General features: G+C 68.4%; 17 protein-coding genes. 10 read left to right on the top strand and 7 right to left on the bottom strand.

The genetic code is table 11. The features are described 5' to 3' along the window. Nucleotides 1-7: 7 nt before the first annotated feature. The 5 genes from VGT00_04300 to VGT00_04280 all read left to right on the top strand — a co-directional run bounded on the left by VGT00_04300 (nucleotide 8) and on the right by VGT00_04280 (nucleotide 6,312). Complete coding sequence (locus VGT00_04300) at nucleotides 8-1,705, top strand: thiamine pyrophosphate-binding protein (GenBank protein HEV8530618.1); 1,698 nt, start codon at nucleotides 8-10, stop codon at nucleotides 1,703-1,705. A gap of 29 nt (nucleotides 1,706-1,734) precedes the next feature. Further along, on the top strand, nucleotides 1,735-2,139 hold the full coding sequence (locus VGT00_04295) for a MoaD/ThiS family protein (protein HEV8530617.1): 405 nt from the start codon (nucleotides 1,735-1,737) through the stop codon (nucleotides 2,137-2,139). 6 nt (nucleotides 2,140-2,145) lie between these two features. Continuing rightward, nucleotides 2,146-3,963: an aldehyde ferredoxin oxidoreductase family protein gene (locus VGT00_04290; GenBank protein ID HEV8530616.1), complete on the top strand. Its 1,818-nt coding sequence runs from the start codon at nucleotides 2,146-2,148 to the stop codon at nucleotides 3,961-3,963. 152 nt (nucleotides 3,964-4,115) lie between these two features. Next, nucleotides 4,116-4,892, top strand: a complete 777-nt coding sequence (locus VGT00_04285; protein HEV8530615.1) for an SDR family NAD(P)-dependent oxidoreductase — start codon at nucleotides 4,116-4,118, stop codon at nucleotides 4,890-4,892. A 211-nt stretch (nucleotides 4,893-5,103) separates the two neighbouring features. Then, nucleotides 5,104-6,312, top strand: coding sequence for a CoA transferase (locus VGT00_04280; protein ID HEV8530614.1), 1,209 nt, complete (start codon nucleotides 5,104-5,106; stop codon nucleotides 6,310-6,312). Between the two features lie 211 nt (nucleotides 6,313-6,523). On the opposite strand, the gene VGT00_04275 is transcribed toward VGT00_04280, so the two are convergent. The 7 genes from VGT00_04275 to VGT00_04245 form a co-directional block, all read right to left on the bottom strand. After that, a complete protein-coding gene (locus VGT00_04275; protein ID HEV8530613.1) occupies nucleotides 6,524-7,753 on the bottom strand; it encodes a methyltransferase in 1,230 nt (409 codons plus the stop codon). Then, the gene (locus VGT00_04270) at nucleotides 7,750-8,658 is read right to left on the bottom strand and encodes a lysophospholipid acyltransferase family protein (GenBank protein ID HEV8530612.1); all 909 of its coding nucleotides are present in this window, start codon (nucleotides 8,656-8,658) and stop codon (nucleotides 7,750-7,752) included. Before VGT00_04270 ends, VGT00_04275 begins: the two co-directional genes overlap by 4 nt. Before the next feature lie 21 nt (nucleotides 8,659-8,679). Beyond that, nucleotides 8,680-8,985: a hypothetical protein gene (locus VGT00_04265; GenBank protein ID HEV8530611.1), complete on the bottom strand. Its 306-nt coding sequence runs from the start codon at nucleotides 8,983-8,985 to the stop codon at nucleotides 8,680-8,682. A 68-nt stretch (nucleotides 8,986-9,053) separates the two neighbouring features. Then, nucleotides 9,054-9,794, bottom strand: a complete 741-nt coding sequence (fabG, locus tag VGT00_04260) for a 3-oxoacyl-[acyl-carrier-protein] reductase (protein ID HEV8530610.1) — start codon at nucleotides 9,792-9,794, stop codon at nucleotides 9,054-9,056. Further along, complete coding sequence (gene lgt, locus VGT00_04255) at nucleotides 9,794-10,585, bottom strand: prolipoprotein diacylglyceryl transferase (protein ID HEV8530609.1); 792 nt, start codon at nucleotides 10,583-10,585, stop codon at nucleotides 9,794-9,796. The genes fabG and lgt overlap by 1 nt, the downstream gene beginning before the upstream one ends. A 41-nt stretch (nucleotides 10,586-10,626) precedes the next feature. After that, nucleotides 10,627-10,944, bottom strand: coding sequence for a putative quinol monooxygenase (locus tag VGT00_04250; protein HEV8530608.1), 318 nt, complete (start codon nucleotides 10,942-10,944; stop codon nucleotides 10,627-10,629). A gap of 20 nt (nucleotides 10,945-10,964) precedes the next feature. Further along, nucleotides 10,965-11,204, bottom strand: coding sequence for a hypothetical protein (locus VGT00_04245; GenBank protein ID HEV8530607.1), 240 nt, complete (start codon nucleotides 11,202-11,204; stop codon nucleotides 10,965-10,967). 160 nt (nucleotides 11,205-11,364) lie between these two features. Here VGT00_04245 and VGT00_04240 point away from each other — a divergent pair, with 160 nt between their 5' ends. From VGT00_04240 to VGT00_04220, 5 genes are all read left to right on the top strand, one after another. Next, nucleotides 11,365-13,779, top strand: a complete 2,415-nt coding sequence (locus VGT00_04240) for a PAS domain S-box protein (protein ID HEV8530606.1) — start codon at nucleotides 11,365-11,367, stop codon at nucleotides 13,777-13,779. 59 nt (nucleotides 13,780-13,838) lie between these two features. Further along, nucleotides 13,839-15,206 carry an acyclic terpene utilization AtuA family protein gene (locus VGT00_04235; protein HEV8530605.1) on the top strand — a complete coding sequence of 456 codons (1,368 nt, stop codon included), beginning with the start codon at nucleotides 13,839-13,841 and terminating at the stop codon, nucleotides 15,204-15,206. Continuing rightward, the gene (locus VGT00_04230; GenBank protein HEV8530604.1) at nucleotides 15,203-15,529 is read left to right on the top strand and encodes a DUF4387 domain-containing protein; all 327 of its coding nucleotides are present in this window, start codon (nucleotides 15,203-15,205) and stop codon (nucleotides 15,527-15,529) included. Before VGT00_04235 ends, VGT00_04230 begins: the two co-directional genes overlap by 4 nt. A 40-nt stretch (nucleotides 15,530-15,569) precedes the next feature. After that, nucleotides 15,570-15,845 carry a GlsB/YeaQ/YmgE family stress response membrane protein gene (locus VGT00_04225; GenBank protein ID HEV8530603.1) on the top strand — a complete coding sequence of 92 codons (276 nt, stop codon included), beginning with the start codon at nucleotides 15,570-15,572 and terminating at the stop codon, nucleotides 15,843-15,845. A 275-nt stretch (nucleotides 15,846-16,120) separates the two neighbouring features. Beyond that, entirely contained in the window at nucleotides 16,121-17,050 is a 930-nt protein-coding gene (locus tag VGT00_04220; GenBank protein HEV8530602.1) for a bifunctional helix-turn-helix transcriptional regulator/GNAT family N-acetyltransferase, read from the top strand. Nucleotides 17,051-17,052 lie beyond the last annotated feature (2 nt).

Below are 17,052 nucleotides of genomic sequence, written 5' to 3'. Positions count from 1 at the left end.
TGGACCGATGAGCGAGCGGAGCGCCGGACGCGCGGTCGTGGAGCTGCTGAAGGCCGAGCAGGTCCGGTACATCTTCGGGATCGTCGGCTCGACCTTTCTGGATGTGCTCGACGCGCTCTACGACGACCGCAGCGTCGAGTACATCAATGTCCGTCACGAGCAGGCGGCCGCCTTCATGGCCGACGGACTGGCCCGGGTGACGGATGTGCCCGGCGTCTGTCTCGTCACGAGCGGCCCCGGGGCCACCAACCTTCTCACGGGCGTGGCCGCGGCCCATGTCGCCCATTCCCCCGTGGTGGTCCTGGTCGGCGGCGTCGACCTGGACCACTACCGGAAGGATGCGTTCCAGGACTTCGATCTCGTGAGCATGTTCCGACCCGTGACCAAGCTGGCCATCCAGATCCCCTCGCCGGGGCGCATTCCCGAGCTGCTGCGCGCGGCCCTGCGCGCGGCCATGACCGGACGTCGCGGACCCGTCTTCGTGGAGATCCCGCGAAATGTCCTGAACGATCAGACGCTCCCGGGAGGAGAGCTCGCGCCGGGAGGGTATCGAGTGACTCATCCGCTGCCTCCGCATCCAGACGCCATCGCGGAGGCGGCGCGCCTCCTGCGGCAAGCCGAGCGACCGCTTCTCCTGGTGGGAGGCGGCGTCACGCGGGCCGACGCGAATGCCCTCGTGGTGCGTCTGAGCGAGCAGCACGCGATCCCGATGATCACCGCGTATGGCCGCAACGACGCCGTCCCCAATGGGCATCCTCTCTACATAGGGCCGCTCGGCCGCGCCGGATCGCCGGAGGCGGCCGCGGCCTGCCGGCGCGCCGATCTCCTCCTCGTCATGGGCTCGCGGCTTGCGCACTTCACGACCCACTTCGACCACCGCCATATCCGGCCCGAGACCGCCATCATCCAGATAGACGTCGAGAGCAGAGATATCGGCCGCTACTACGCGACGTCGATAGGAATCCAGGCGGATGCGCGGGAGGCGTGCCGGGCCTTGCTGGACACCCTCGGCCGCGACGGCGTTGGCTCGGCCCGCCAGGCGTGGCGACACGAGGCCGAGGCGCTGCGGGCCCAGCGCGAGGCCCGGCTCGCCGCCGAGGCTGGCTTCCAGGCGACGCCGCTCAAACCCCAGCGGGTCTATGCCGAGCTCCGCCGCGCGCTGCCCCCAGAGACCATCGTCGCGCTCGACGCGGGAGCGGCGCCGGCCTACGGATACGATCGCTTGCACTTCAGCCGGCCCCGCACCTTTCTCACTCCCCTCGACCTCGGCGGACTGGGCTTCGCATTCCCGGAGGCTCTGGGGGCCAAGCTCGGCCGTCCCGATGCGCCCGTGCTGGCCATCCACGGCGATGGCGGCTTCCTCATGAATGCCCAGGAGATCGAGACGGCGGTACGGCATGGGATCAATGTCGTCACCCTGGTGATGAACAACAATTGCTGGGGCTCCGAGAAGGCCTACCAGAAGCATTTCTATGGCGGACGCTACATCGGCTGCGATCTCGGGAACCCACGCTACGACCAGTTCGCCCGACTCTTCGGCGCCGAGGGATACTACGTGGAGCATCCCGATCAGATCGGAGACGCCATCACGGCGGCCCTGCGCTCGGGCAAGCCGACCATCGTCGAGGTCCCCATCGACCCGGAGGAGTTTCCCACTCCCGCGACCGCCGTCCGGGGTGAGAAGGCAACCCCCCAGGTCCCATGACCGTAAGGTATACTTTCGCCCAATCGCCCATGAGCCGGCCCAGCGATTCGACTCGCGCGGATGCTCGCACCATCACGATCGCGGTCACCTTCTTCGCCGATCTCCGCCGCTTTCTGCCCCGCGGCGCCGAAGGGCCCCAGCGCTATACCGTGCCGGAGGGCGCCACCGCGGCCGACCTGCTCGTCGCCATCGGCGTCGAAACCGGAGCCGAGGTGACCATCGCGGTGGACGGAGAACTGGCGGGGCGTGAGACACCTTTGCGCGACGGCGCAGACGTCATGCTGCTGAACCCGATGGAAGGGGGAGCCGCAGCCGCAGGCGAGGCGACCACCAAGATGGAAGGGGGAGCCGCAGCCGCAGGCGAGGCGACCATTCAAGACATAGGGGGAGCCGCAGCCGCAGGCGAGGCGACCACCAAGATGGAAGGGAGATAGGAATTCATGGACCGCTACGGCTACTGGAACAAGATCCTGCACGTGAATCTCGGCGACCGGAGCACCTGGATCGAGGAGCCGGGAGACGCTTTCTTCCGTCGCTACGCCGGTGGCCGTGGCCTCATCGGCCACTATCTCCTCAAGTACGTGCCCAAGGGGGCCGACCCCCTCGGGCCCGACAATATCCTGATCATCGCGCCGGGGGTCATCACGGGCGCGCCGGTGCCCGGGGCGGGCCGTCACAGTGTGGGCGCGAAGTCCCCCCTCACCGGAGGCTTCGGCGAGTCGGAGTCGGGCGGCTACTGGGGCGCCGAGCTCAAGCGCGCGGGCTGGGACGCCATCGTCTTCCACGGCGTGGCACCCACGCCCGTCTACCTGTGGATCAACGATGGCGCCGTCGAGATTCGCGACGCCTCCCACCTCTGGGGAAAGATCACCGGAGAGGTGGAAGACGCCATCCTCGCCGAGCTTGGCGATCCGCGCATCCGCGTGGCCCAGATCGGTCCGGCCGGCGAGAACCTCGTCCGCTTCGCCTCCATCGCCAACGACCTGAACGAGGTGGCGGGCCGCACCGGCATGGGCGCCGTCATGGGCTCGAAGAAGCTCAAGGCCATCGCCGTGCGTGGCAAGATCCCTGTCAAGATCGCCGACCAGCCCTCGCTGCTCGGAGTCGCCAAGTGGGTCTCCGGCACCATGGACGAGAAGCACCGCGCCTTCCACGAGTTCGGCACGGGCGCGGCCATGCAGGGCAAGAGCCTGGAGGGGGGCATGCCCGTCCTCAACTATCGCCTGGGCGCCGCTGACACCATCGCCAAGGTGGACGCCATCGCGGTGCGCGACCAGGTGCGCGTGAGGATGGGCGCCTGCTACGCGTGCTCGGTCCGCTGCAAGAAAGTCGTCCACATCGAAGAGAAGGAAGAGAAGGCGCGCGAGCTGTCGGAATCGCTCTACAAGGGCCGCGCCCGCGTGGCCGTGGACCCGCTCGGACGTTATCGCGTGGACCCGCGCTACGGCGGGCCCGAGTACGAATCGCTCGCGTCGCTGGGCGTCAATCTCGGGCTCGACGACCTGATCGCCATCTGCAAGTCCAACGAGATGTGCAACTATCTCTGCATGGACACCGTCTCCCTCGGGGCCACCCTGGCCTGGGCCATGGAGTGCTTCGAGAAGGGCATCCTGACCCTCGAGGACACGGACGGGGTGCCGCTCCGTTTCCACGACGCCGACGGCGTGGTCAAGCTGGTCGAGATGATCGCCTATCGCCGGGGCATCGGCGATCTCCTGGCCGAGGGATCGCAGCGCGCGGCCCGGCGGCTCGGCCGCGGCTCCGAGGCCTTCCTGACCACGGTCAAGGGCATGGAGATGGCCATGCACGACCCGCGGCACATGCCCGTCATGCGGGCGTCGTACTTGCTGGCCCCGACGGGCGGGGACCACATGCGCCAGACCAGCAACCGCAACGGCCTGCGCAACCAGATCGGGCTCTGCCACTTCCTGGCCTACGAGGACGACCAGTCGCTGACCATCCTCCGGGCCGTCACGGGCTGGGACATCACCGCCGAGGAGATGATCACCACCGCGCACCGTGGTCTCACCCTGGCCCGGCTCTTCAACATGCGCGAGGGCTTCGGCCGCGCCCACGACCGCCTGCCCGCGCGCTTCAGCGATCCCCTGCCCAAGCATGCCGGCTTCACGTCGGAGCAGCAGGACAAGATCGTCACCGACTACTACGTCGAGCAGGGCTGGGACCTGGCCACCGGCGCGCCCACGGCGGAGACCATCCGCGCCCTCGAGCTCGAGGAAGACGCCGCGCGCGCGGTCTAGCCGGACCACCGAGGGAGAGCATGGACCGGCTGCGCCCGGTGGGTCGCCTGTGCGGAAACCTCTACACGCACGTCCACGGCATCTTCGAGATGAAGCGCCCCGGGGCGAACCGTCGCGGCTGAGCACCCACTCGACACGCCAGGAGAAGACCCATGGAGCTGGACGGACAGATCGCCATCGTCACCGGCGCCGGACGCGGCATCGGACGCGCCACCGCCCTCGAGCTGGCGCGCATGGGCGCCGACATCGTGATCGCGGAGCTTGACCGGGCCGGCGCCGATCGCACGGCCTCCGAGGTCAAGGGCCTCGGGCGCCGCGTGCTCATCGTGCCGACCGACGTCACCTTGCGCGCCGACCTCCAGGCCATGGCGGATCGCGCCCGGGGAGAATTCGGGCGGATCGACGTGTTCGTCAACAACGCGGGCATCTACCGCGCGGCGCTGCCCCTGGAGGTCACCGAAGAGCACTGGGACGCCGTCCTGAGCGTCAATGCCAAGGCCGTCTTCTTCGCCAGCCAGGCCGTCCTGCCCACCATGATCGCGCAGAAGCGGGGGGCCATCATCAGCCTCGCCTCGCTGGCCAGCAAGGTCGGCAGCCGCAACAACCTGCCCTACAATGCGAGCAAGGCCGCGGTGGTCAGCATCACGAAGAGTCTCGCCCTCGCCCACGCCGCCGACGGGATCCGGGTCAACTGCGTCTGCCCCGGCTTCGTCGAGACCGACATGTGGACCCTCGTCTCGCGCGAGCAGGGGGCGCTCCAGGGTGTGTCGCCCGAAGAGTTCACGCGCCAGCGCCTCGCCCAGATCCCGCTCGGACGAATGGAGACTCCCCAGGACGTGGCGAACGTGATCGGCTTCCTCGCCTCGAGCCGCGCCGCCTACATGACGGGGCAAGCGATCAATGTCACGGGCGGCGTCATCATGCACTAGAGGTTCGGCGGCTGAAAAAGGCCCATCTGCTTCGTTGGCGCCCTCGGCCGCAGGTTCAACGTACAGAGAGTACGCCTCACCTGCGACCTTCGGGCGCCGCCTCGCATCTGGGCCTTTTTGAGCCGCCGAATGGGCAACTGGCCCGGTTGTTGAATTCGGAAGAAACAAGGCACCACATGGTCGTTCCTCTCAAGTGTGGCGTGAGGTAGCGATGAACACGGATTCGCTCCCGCTGGCGGGATTGGTGGTGCTGGATCTCACCCGCGTGCTGGCCGGCCCGTACTGCACGCGGCTGCTCGCCGACATGGGAGCGCGGGTCATCAAGATCGAGCGGCCGGGCGATGGTGACGAGACGCGTCACAACGTGTATCAGCTCGAGCCCGGCCGCGGGGACCAGAGCACCTATTTCGCCCGCGTCAATGCCGGCAAGGAAAGCGTGTCGGTGGACCTCTCCAACCCCGAGGGGCGCCCCGTGGTCGTCGATATCGCCCGCCACGCCGATGTCTTCATCGAGAACTTCACGCCCGGGGTGGCCGCCCGCCTCGGCTGCGACTACCCGGCCATCCGCGAGGTCAAGCCCGACATCGTCTATTGCTCGATCTCGGGATTCGGCCAGAGCGGGCCGTGGCGGCTTCGCCCCGCCTTCGCGCACATCACCAATGCCATCTCCGGACTCATGCATCTCGAGCAAGGAGACGAGGCGAATCCGCGGTCCTCGAACCTCCAGGCCGCCGACATGCTCGCGGCCACCCACGCGGCCACCGCCATCCTGGGCGCGCTCCTTCGCCGCACGCGCACGGGCCAGGGCGCCCGCCTCGATGTCTCGATGCTCGAGGCGCTCGTGGCCTCGGACAGCGTCACCTTCGCGTCCGTGCTGAATGGAGGCGGCGAGCACGGCAATCCTCGGCCGGGCATGCTCGTCCACAAGATCGGCGACCGCTATCTGGCCCTGCAGAGCGTGGGCGCCCCCGATCTCTGGTCGAGGCTCCTCACGGTGATGGAGCGCCCGGAGCTGGCCAAGGATCCGCGCTTCGCCACCCGGGATGGGCGCCGCACGAACTGGCGCGCGCTGCAAGAGCTGATCGGGCAGTGGCTGAACAGGTTCGAGAGCGTGGAGGCCGCTCTCGAGGTTCTCGACAAGGCGCGGATCCCCAGTGCCCCCGTGCTGAACCCCTCCGAGGTCATCGCCTCGCCCCATCTCGCCGAGCGGAGATTCTTCGCCACCCTGCCCCATCGCGCGCGGGGGAGCGTTCGGGTCACCGCCAGCCCCTATCACCTTGACGGAGAGCCCGTGCATCCGCAGCGGCCCGCTCCGTATCGCGTGGGCGAGCATACGCGCGAAGTCCTTGCCAGTCTGCTCGGCTACGACGAGGAGCGCATCAGCGCCCTCCTCGCCTCTCACGCGGTCGAAGCACCCTAGCCCGCGCTATTCGCGAGTTAGCGCCACCCTCACCCAGCCCTCTCCCTCTCCGAGGGAGAGGGATTCATTTTGATCCCTCGCCCCCGAAGGGGGAGAGGGCCGCAATTCGAGCTGAAGGGCGAAGCCCTGAGGCGAGGGCTGAGTAGACAAGGAGGGGGAGGCCAGGATGCGGTAGGCGCTCTCGTGAATAGTCCCGGCTAGAGGAAGGCCCTCAGCCGGGGCGCGTCGCGCCGACGGCGGCGACCACGAAGCGTGGCGCCTTGTCGCGGAGGCGCGGGATGTCCGGCAGGAAGCGCGTGTCCACGAATCCGGCCGCCTCCATGGCCCCCCTCCACTGCTCGGGGGTGAGGAAGCCGCCGCTCGGGCGGTAGAGCGGATGCAACCGAGGCGATCGGAAGGTCTCGGTGAGGTTGAAGACGAACTCCGCCTCGATGGGCTGCCGCGGGCGCGGGCGCACGCACTCGGAGACGACGAGGCGGCCGCCGGGCTCGAGGGCCTGGAATATCTCGCCCAGGGTGAAATCCAGATCGCGCGCCACGTGGAGGGTGTTGACGGCGTAGACGACAGAGACGCTGGCGGGCGCCACGCCCTGCTCCGCGAACGGGCGGTTCATGTCGAGGGTGGCGGCGCTCAGGGCCGAGAGCGCCGGGTAGCGCGCCCGCAGCGTCTGTTCTCCGCGGCGGAGGAAGGCGGGCACGAACTCCGTGAAGCGGTATCCCGCGATCGTGCCGAGCCTTCCTTCGGCCTCGAGGTGTTCCAGGAGCGCCAGGGCGCCGCTGCCCAGGCCCCCGCCCAGCTCCAGAATGGTCCCGCCGGCCGCGGGCATCCACTGCTCCGCCGCGATGGCCCCCACGCGATTGTTGACCACGTAGAGGCCATTGTCATTGGAGAAATAGTCGATCCAGAGCCGGAGCCGCCGAGGGGAAAAGAGCACGTCCTCGCCGGACGTCTCGCCGCGCAGGAACGCCGGGTAGTCGCGAGCCACGGTCTCCGCCAGAACATACGAGGGCATCCAGGTCGGCGCGCTCCGGAGCTGTTCCTCTCTCACCGAGGCGGGGTCGAGCATGGGCAGAGGGCCGAGCGCGCGATACCGGCCTTGTCCTTCGTCCGCCAACGCCTCGAGCAATCCGCGGGCGGCGAGGGTTCGGAGCATCCAGTCCAGCGGCACGAGCGCCTGAGCGCCGAGCTTGGCCCGGCGCGCGATGTCCTCCGCCCTCCCCTCCTCCTGCATGGCGTCCTCGAGCCCGGTCTCCCGGACGACCTGGAGCACGAGCCGGTAGACGAACTGCTCGTAGAGGACATGGGAGCGCACGAACGCAACGTCGAAGAGCGGTCGCAGCTCGAGGGGCAGCAGCCGCGCGAGCAGCGCCGCCGTCTCCCGCGCTTCCTTCTCTCCGCCGGCTCCGAGCACCGGCCCCTCGGCGGCCCCGGGCTGGCTCATGCCGGCCACGGGCTCCAGATGTCGAAGAAGTTGAACCACTGGGTCGGATGCGCGCGGACGACCTCTTCGAGGACGGCGACCCAGGCGCGGGCGGCGTCTTCCGCTCCGCCCCGCGCCACCTCCATGGGCTCGGCCACCTTGACGAGATAGCGATGATCAGGGTCGAGCAGGCAGAAGGCGGGCACCAGGGGCACCCCGACAGCGCCGGCGAGGAGGAATGGACCCAGCGGGAAGGGCGCGGGCGTCCCGAAGAAGGGAATCAGCGCGTCCCCGCGCGTGCCCAGCGCCCGGTCTCCCTGCACGGCCACCACCTCGCCGCGGCGGAGGGCGGCCACCAGCTCGAGCGAGATGGTCGGGCGTGTGCGTGGAACGAAGCGGACTCCATCGCCGTCGCGACGGACCCAGCGCTGAAGCTCGCGCGCCTCTTCCTCGGCCACGACCACGTGAGTCTTCCGCGCCGTGCGGCCGGCCAGGAGGCGGCCCGCCAGATCCCAGTTGCCGACATGGGCGCTCGGCGAGATGAACCCGCCACGGAGCCGGTCCATGTGCTCGACCCCCTCGACCTTTCGGACATGCGCGGTGAGCCGTGCCACGGGTTGGCGATTCGTGGAGACCAGATCGCTGAAGCACATCGCGAAATCCGTGAAGGTCCGGAGCGTCAATGACGCCAGCCGGGATCCCGTGGCGCCCGTCACGCGGGCCAGGGTCTTTTCGATGGCGATCCGCTCCCGCGGCATGAGGCGTGGGGCAAGCCGTCCGAGCTGGCGCGCCAGCGTGAGTCGGATGGGGCGGGGCAGCCAGCCGAGCCCCGCCGCGAGCCGGTACAGATCCGCCCGGTTATAGGCGTGCGAGTACCACCGCGGCCGGGGGGCCGGACGGTCGACGCGGGTCAGCGAGGCGGGCACACGGGCTCGCCGGCCGTGGCGCTAGTCTCCCCAGCGGATCAGCATCTTGATCTTGGGGAACTCCGGGGCCTTCCCCTCGACGTCGACGACCCGCAAGGTGCGATCCGGCGCCTCCAGCAGGAGGTTGTTATTGCTGAAACCGATGAACTTGCCCCAGGCCTTCGGCACCACCACCTCGTACCTCGGCAAGGGGGTCTGCGCCACCGCCGGCTGAGGGCGAAGCAGGGCAGACCATCCCACCTCGGGCAGCCAGGGGCGCGCGGCGATCGCGATGAGCGCCGCGGCGATGACGGTCAGCACGGCCTTGCTGTAGCGGTCGGCGATCATGGGCCCCTCCTGGTGAGAGTGGCGACCGGTTGATGCGGTCCATTCATACCACAGGGTCAGGGCGTGACTTACGTCAAGCCTCCGTCCACCGCGATGATCTGGCCGGTGACGTAGCTCGCCGCGTCGGAGGCGAGAAACGCGACCACGCTCGCCACCTCCTCCGCGGTTCCCATCCGACCATACGCGGTCAGGCCCACGATGCGCTCTCTCACCTCCTCCGGCAGCCCCGCCGTCAGATCGGTCGGCACATAGCCGGGGGCCACGGCGTTCACGGCGATATTCTTGGCGCCGTACTCCTTGGCCATGGCCTTGGTGAATCCGATGATCCCGGCCTTGGCCGCGGAATAGTTCGTCTGTCCCGCGCCGCCGATCAGGCCCACCACCGAGGTGAGGTTGACGATGCGGCCGTAGCGCTGCCTGATCATCTGGCGGACGGCCGCCTTGCTGCAGTTGAAGACGCTCTTGAGATTCTGCGCGATCACGAAGTCGAACTCCTCCTCCTTCATGGAGACGAGCAGGCCATCGCGCGTGGTGCCGGCATTGTTCACCAGGACATCGAGCCGCCCGCGCGCCGCCGTGGCCGTCTTCACCACCTCGAGGGCGGTTTCGAAGCGGCTCACATCGCCTTGCACGGCCAGCGCGCGGCCCCCACCCTTCTCGATCGCGGCGACGACTTCGGCCGCCGCCCCCGCGCTCGTGTGGTAGTTCACGACAACGGTAGCCCCCAGGGCGCCCAGCCGGATGGCACAGGCCCGGCCGATCCCGCGCGAGGCGCCGGTCACGAGGGCAACCTTGCCGCCGAGATCGATCACTGCTTCCCCGGGACCGGAGCCTGGCGGAACACCCACACGAGCCCGCCCATGGCGAAGGCGAGGCCGACCAGACTCGCCAGCTGGGCCACACGGAATCCCGCCACGAAGAAGCTATCCAGCCGCAAGGCTTCGATGGCGAAACGGCCCACCGAGTACAGGCCGATATACGCGAAGAACAAGACGCCCGGCCGCCTCCCATATCTCGGACGGAGCCACCAGATCAGGACCACGAAGAGGGCGAGGTCCCAGAGCGATTCGTAGAGGAAGGTCGGATGGAAGAACTCCGCGGCGGCGTACTCGGGCGGCCGATGCGGAGGCGAGATGTAGAGTCGCCACGGCAAATCCGTGGGCCGTCCAAAGGCTTCCTCGTTGAAGAAGTTGCCCCAGCGCCCGATGGCCTGGGCGATGGCCAGGCTGGGCGCCGCGATATCCAGGCAGCGGAGCACGGGCAGGCCACGTCGCGCGGCGAGCCCGGCCCCCACGAGGCCTCCCACGATGAAGCCGCCGTGAATGGCGAGGCCGCCCTCCCACACGGCGGGGATCTTCTCCAGGTGTCGGCCGTAGTAGTCCCAGTTGAAGGCAACCTCGTAGAGCCGCGCGCCGATGTACCCGGTCACCACGGCCCACCACGCGCAGCGAGAGATCTCCTCCCCGGGAAGATCTTCGGCCCGGGCCTGGCGGTCGGCGAGCCAGAGGCCCAGCGCGATGGACGCCGCGGTGAGGATGCCGTACCACCGGATGGCCAGCGGACCCAGGTGAAAGGCGATGGGGCCGGGAGACCTGAACATGCCCTCCGCTTACCTGCGCGAGCGGTCGACCTCGTTCAGGGCTATGGCTTGCCCCAGTACCCGCGCTCCGCCGGAAAGACGGTCTGGCAGCGGATGGGCTCGGTGGGGCCGTCCAGCGAATCCGCCGCCGCGCGCCACACGGCATAGTGCGGAGCCTTGCGATGCGCCTCCAGGGCCGCCTCGTCCTTGTAGACCTCGTAGAAGTAGTAGACGTTCTCGTCCTGCGCGTCCTGGAGCACATTGAAGCGCAGGCAGCCGGGCTCGTCCTTTTCCGATCCGAGCGCGTCGTGTTCGATGGCCTTGAGGAAGCGCTGACGCTCCGCCGGCTTGACGCGCACCTTCACCCAGATCGCGAGCATAGGGTCTCCTTAGGGAATGATCAGGCGGCGCCGCCCAGCTGCCGCCGGGCCGCGGCGATCTCCTGCTGTACAGCTTGAGGGCCGGGAAACGCGCGGTCGGCCTTCCGATACCAGTAGCGCGCATTGTCCAGATCGCCCTCGAGGGTGTGGACGATGCCGTGCAGCCACGCCGCCAGGGTGGACTTCTCGGCCTGGACGATCTCGTGGGCCTTCTGCCAGGCCCCCGCCTCCAGAAACTCGAGCGCCTCCTCGAGTGCCATGGGGGGAAATATACCATCGTCAAAGAAGATTGGGTCGACGGGGACTTGGGCGGCATGGGCGAGCGCGAAGGGGAAACCCTTGGGTATCTCAGCCTGGGGGCTATACTCGAAGCGAATCGAGCGCTACCAGACCTGGCAACGGAGCCTGGAGGTTGGGGAGATGTCCGCAGCTTCTCGTCTGACCATTGGTCTCGTTGGCGGTGGACAGGGCGGGTCGGCGCTCCTCGATCTGCTGCTGGAGTGGCCGGCCGCGCGCGTGGCCATCGTCATCGACTCTCGTCCCGACGCCCCGGCCCTCGCCCACGCCCGGGCGCTCGGGATCCCCACGAACGCGCATCACCTCGAGGTCTTCTCCCATCCCGTCAACCTCGTGCTCGAGGTCACCGGACACCCCGAGGTCCTGAACGATCTTCTTCGTACCCGACCTCCGGGTGTCGAGGTCATCGGCGCGGGCAGCCTGCGATTCTTCTGGGATCTGCTTCAGGACCGTCGCGAGAGCGACGCTCGTATGAAGGCGATCCTGGAGACCGCCCTCGATTGCGTGATCACCATGGATCATGCGGGCAAGATCCTCCAGTTCAATCCGGCGGCCGAGCGGACCTTCGGGTACTCGCGGAGCGAGGCGCTGGGCCGGGAGCTCGGTGAGCTGATCGTGCCGCCGTCATTGCGGGCCCGCCACCGTCAGGGCCTGGCCCACTACATGGCCACGGGAGAGGGGCCGGTCATCGGCAAGCGAATCGAGCTGACCGCCATGCGGGCCGACGGCACCGAGTTCCCCGTCGAGCTGGCCGTCACCCGCATCGGCCTGGACTCGCCCCCCGTGTTCACGGGATACATTCGTGACCTCAGCGAGCGGAAGCGGACCGAGGCGATCCTGGCGGGAGAGCGGCAGCTGCTCGAGATGATCGCGGCGGGGATCGAGCTGCCGAAAGTGCTCGCCACCCTCTGCGGGATCGTGGAGACCCAGACCGATGGCATGCTGTGCTCGGTCCTCCTGCTCGATCCGGATGGCGTGCATCTTCGTCACGGGGCGGCCCCCAGTCTCCCGGAAGAGTACGTCATGGCCATCGACGGCATCGCCATCGGGCCGAGGGGCGGCTCCTGCGGAACGGCGGCCTACCGGAAGGAAGCCGTCGTGGTGACCGACATCGCCACGGATCCGCTCTGGGTCGGGTTTCGCGACCTCGCCCTCCGGCACAATCTCCGAGCCTGCTGGTCGACGCCCATCCTGGCCTCCGACGGCAGTGTCCTCGGCACCCTCGCCATGTACTACCGGGAGCCGCGGAGCCCGGACGACGCCCACCGTCTCATCGTCGAACGGGCCACCCACATCGCGGGCATCGCGATCTCGCGGAGCCGCTCGGAAGAGGCGTTGCGCCACAGCGAAGCCCAGCTTCGACAGAGCCAGAAGATGGAGGCGATCGGCCGTCTGGCCGGAGGCATCGCCCACGATTTCAACAATCTCCTCACCGTCATCCGCGGGCGGAGCGATCTCTTGCTCCAGCGCCTCAGCCCTCGCGATCCCGTCCAGGCAAGCATCGAGCAGATCAGAAAGACGGCCGAGCGGGCCACCGAGCTGACCCAGCAGCTCCTGGCCTTCAGCCGCAAGCAGGTGCTCCAGCCGCGCGTGCTCGACCTGACCACGGTGGTGAGCGAGCTGGCCCCGCTGCTGCGCCGCCTCATCGGCGAGGACATCAACCTCGTGGTGGTTCCGGCCTCCCGGGGGCGGGTGAAGGCCGATCGAGCGAGCCTCGAGCAGGTGGTCACGAATCTCGTCATCAATTCCCGGGACGCCATGCCGGGCGGCGGGAGGGTCGCCATCGAGACGGCCGATGTCGATCTGGACGCGGCCTTCGTCGGGCAGCACCCGGGGACCCAGGCGGGACCATATGTCGCGCTCCTCGTGCGTGACGAGGGCACGGGCATGAGCCAGGACGTGCAGGCGCAGGCCTTCGAACCCTTCTTCACCACGAAGGAGGTGGGCAAAGGAACCGGGCTCGGCCTCTCGACGGTCTACGGGATCGTGAAACAGCACTCCGGGCACATCACCGTGGAGAGCGTGCTGGGGTCTGGATGCACCTTCACGATCTATCTTCCCCGCGTGGACATGACGTCGGAGGCGGCCTCCCGGCCCCGACCGTCGCCTCACTCACTGCGCGGTACGGAAACGCTGCTCCTCGTCGAGGACGAGGACGACGTCCGCGCCGTGGCTAAGGAAAGTCTCGCGCTCTATGGCTACACGGTGCTCGAAGCGCGCGACGGCGAGGACGCCCTTCGGATCGCGGGGGCGGAGAGCGGCCGCATCGACCTCATGGTCACCGACGTCGTGATGCCCGGCATGAACGGCCGAGAGCTCGCCGAGCGATTGCTGGCCATCCGTCCACACACCCGGGTCCTCTACGTGTCCGGCTATACCGACGATGCCCTCAGCCAGCATGGCATTCTGCATCAGGAGCTCGCCTTCCTGGCCAAGCCCTTCGCGCCGGAGACGCTGGTGCGGACGGTGCGCCAGGTCCTGGACGACATCTCGGGCCCCAGCCCTCCTCCACGAGACAGTAACGCGTTAGACTGCTAGCGCCCCAGGAGCGACGGCCCGCGGTCAAGGGCCGTCGACGGAAAGGGACGCGAGCATCCATGTCGGATCGTCTGACCATTCTCTCGCCGACCGGGCATCTGGGGTTTACCCCCATCGAGCGAGGCAGCTTCGAGATCGGGGTGGCACGTCGGCCCGATGCGATTGTCGCGGACTCCGGGAGCTGCGATATCGGCCCCCAGCCCCTGGGCGCCGACGAGCGCTGCAGTCCCGAAGAGTGGCAGCGGCACGACCTGGAGCTGATGCTCCTGGCCGCGCGGGGGCTCGGCGTTCCCATGATCGTGGGCTCCGCCTCCGACACCGGCACGGATCGCGGCGTGAACGAGTATGCGGAGATCATCCGCGACCTCGCGCGCCAGCATGGTCTGGCGCCTTTCAAGCTCGCCACCATCTACTCTCAGGTGAGCCGCGAGGAGCTGGCGCGACGCCTCGAGAATGGCGTTCACGTCGACGGACTGGACGGACGCCCACGCCTCACCACGGAGACTCTGGCCCGGACCGCCCGGCTCGTGGCCGTCATGGGCGTGCCCATCATCCGGGCGCTGGACGAGGGCGCCGACGTGGTCATCGCCGGGCGCTCGAGCGACTCGTGCCTCTTCGCGGCCCCGGCCATCCGCGCGGGCTTTCCCGAGGCGGCGTCGTATTACCTGGGCAAGGTGCTCGAGTGCGCCTCCTTCGCGGCCGAGCCCTTCATGGGCAAGGAGAGCATCATGGGCACGGTGACGCGGGATACCGTCTCCGTCACCGCCATGCACCCGGGGCAGCGCTGCACGGTCGCCTCGGTGGCGAGCCACGCCATGTACGAGCGCGCGAATCCTTTCTTCGAGCACGTGGCGGGGGGCGCGCTCGACATGACCCACTGCCGCTACGAGCAGGTCGACGAGCAAACCGCCCGGGTGAGCGGGTTCGCGTTCCGGCGAGATCCTGTCTACCGCATCAAGCTCGAGGGCGCCGGGAAGGTCGGCGAGCGCGCCCTGGCCATCGCGGGGATCCGGGACCCGTACACCATCCGCCACATCGATGCCGTGATGGCCTGGGCACGCTCCAAGGTGGAGGACCGCTGGGGCCCGCCGGGCCAGCAATACCAGCTCTACTACCACGTGTACGGGCGCGACGGGGTCATGGGCCCGTGGGAGCCGCGGCGCGCCCTCCCCGCTCACGAGCTCTGTCTCGTGGTCGAGGCGGTCGCCCCGCGCTTCGAAGACGCCGAGGTCATCTGCGCCCTGGCCACCCGCAACCTCTTCTATGCGCGGCTGCCCGAGGTCAAGGGCACGGCGGGGACGGCGGCCCTCATGATGGATGAAGTGCTCCGCGGGAAGGCCGGCTACGAGTGGACGGTGAACCACGTCCTCCCCCTCGCCGACCCGCTCGAGCTCATCACCGTCAAGCTCGAGGTGGCGGGCGGATGACCACGAGACCGCTCGTGGAGCTGGCCAAGACCATCCGGAGCAAGAACGCGGGGGTGGACCAGATCACCTTCGACATCATCTTTCCTGACCGCGCGAGCTACGAGCTCGTGAAGCGAAGCGGGGCCCTCACGGCCGAGGTGGTGACCCGTCTCTACGCCATCCCCCGCGAGCGCCTCACCGCCTTCGTCGAGTACGATCCCGCCTTGGCCATCAAGTTCACCATACGTCGGGAGCGACCGAGCGGGAGCCCGGGGGAGCGCGACGTGTTCGGCGCTCAGCAGTACGCGCCCCTCTTCGACCTGCCCATCCCCATCGGCTCCTGACCATGCGGCTCAGTCCTGGGACACCTGGAGGTAGTGCGCGATGACCTTGCTCGAGTTCCTCCTTCTGCTCGTGATCGCGGGTATCTGTGGATCGCTCGGTCAGGCCATCGGGGGCAGCTCGCGCGGGGGCTGTCTCGTCTCCATCGCCCTCGGCTTCATCGGGGCCCTCATCGGAACCTGGCTCGCGAGAAGCCTCCACCTCCCGGAGCTCTTCACGGTCACCATCAGCGGCAAATCTTTCCCCATCATCTGGTCGATCATCGGGTCGGCCCTGTTCGTCGCCGTCATCAGCCTGATCAGCCGCAGCCGTCCCTAGCAGATTGCTGAAAAAGGCCCATCTGCTTCGTTGTCGCCCTCGGCGGCACGCTCAACGTACGTGGCAGTTCGAGCTGAGAGGCGCAGCCACGAGGCGAGGGCTGAGTGAGAACTACGCCTCGCGTGCAGCCTTCGGGCGACGACTCGCATCTGGACCTTTTTGAGCAATCTGCGAGGTCGTGAGTAAACCTCTCCGGCGCTGCGACGTTAGTTGACGTAGTCAAGCATCTATGTGACTATGTCACCTACCTCGAACGGCCTTCCCGGAGGTGACCCATGGCCCAGAGCGACTTCGAGCGGCGCGTGGCCGCGGTGCGACGCTTCAACCGCTTCTACACTCGCCAGATCGGCCTTCTCCAGGAGAGCTACCTCAGGAGCCAGTTCTCTCTCAGCCAGGTGCGCGTGCTCTACGAGCTGGCGCATCGCGAGCGCCCCACCGCCACCGAGCTCGGCCGGGAGCTCGGGCTAGACCCGGGCTATCTCAGCCGCATCCTCCGCCTCTTCGAGAAGCGCGGGTTCCTCAAGCGCACGCCGTCCAAGGCAGACGGACGGCAAAGCCATCTCTTCCTGACCTCACGCGGGCAAGCCGCCTTCGCGCCCCTCAATGCGCGTTCCCGGGACGAGATCGGCGCCATGCTCCGGCCCTTGCCCGCCCGTGAGCAGATCCGGCTCGTCGAGTCCATGCACGCGATCGAAGGGGTGCTGGGCGCCCAGTCCGAGACGCGCGTGCCGTACCTGCTTCGGCCCCATCGCCCCGGTGACATGGGGTGGGTGGTGAGCCGACATGGGGCGCTCTACGCCCAGGAGTACGGCTGGGACGAGACCTTCGAGGCGATGGTGGCGGGCATCGTCAAGAAGTTCATCGAGCGCTACGATCCGAAGAAGGAGCGCTGCTGGATCGCGGAGAAGGACGGCGAGCCCGTGGGCTCCGTCTTCGTGGTCAAGCAGTCGCCCACGGTGGCCAAGCTCCGCCTCATGCTCGTGGAGCCCAAGGCGCGCGGGCTGGGCATCGGCGCGCGCCTCGTCGATGAGTGCGTGCGCTTCGCGGGACAGGCCGGCTACCGGAAGATCACCCTGTGGACCAACAGCGTGCTCCGCGCCGCGCGCCGCATCTACAAGGAAGCCGGCTTCCGCCTCGTCCACGAAGAGCGCCACCGGAGCTTCGGCCACGACCTGGTCGGCGAAACGTGGGATTTGAAGCTGTGACG

The sequence above is a fragment of the Candidatus Methylomirabilota bacterium genome, assembly GCA_036002485.1.
Taxonomy (GTDB): domain Bacteria; phylum Methylomirabilota; class Methylomirabilia; order Rokubacteriales; family CSP1-6; genus AR37.
This window is presented reverse-complemented; position numbering and strand designations above follow the sequence as displayed.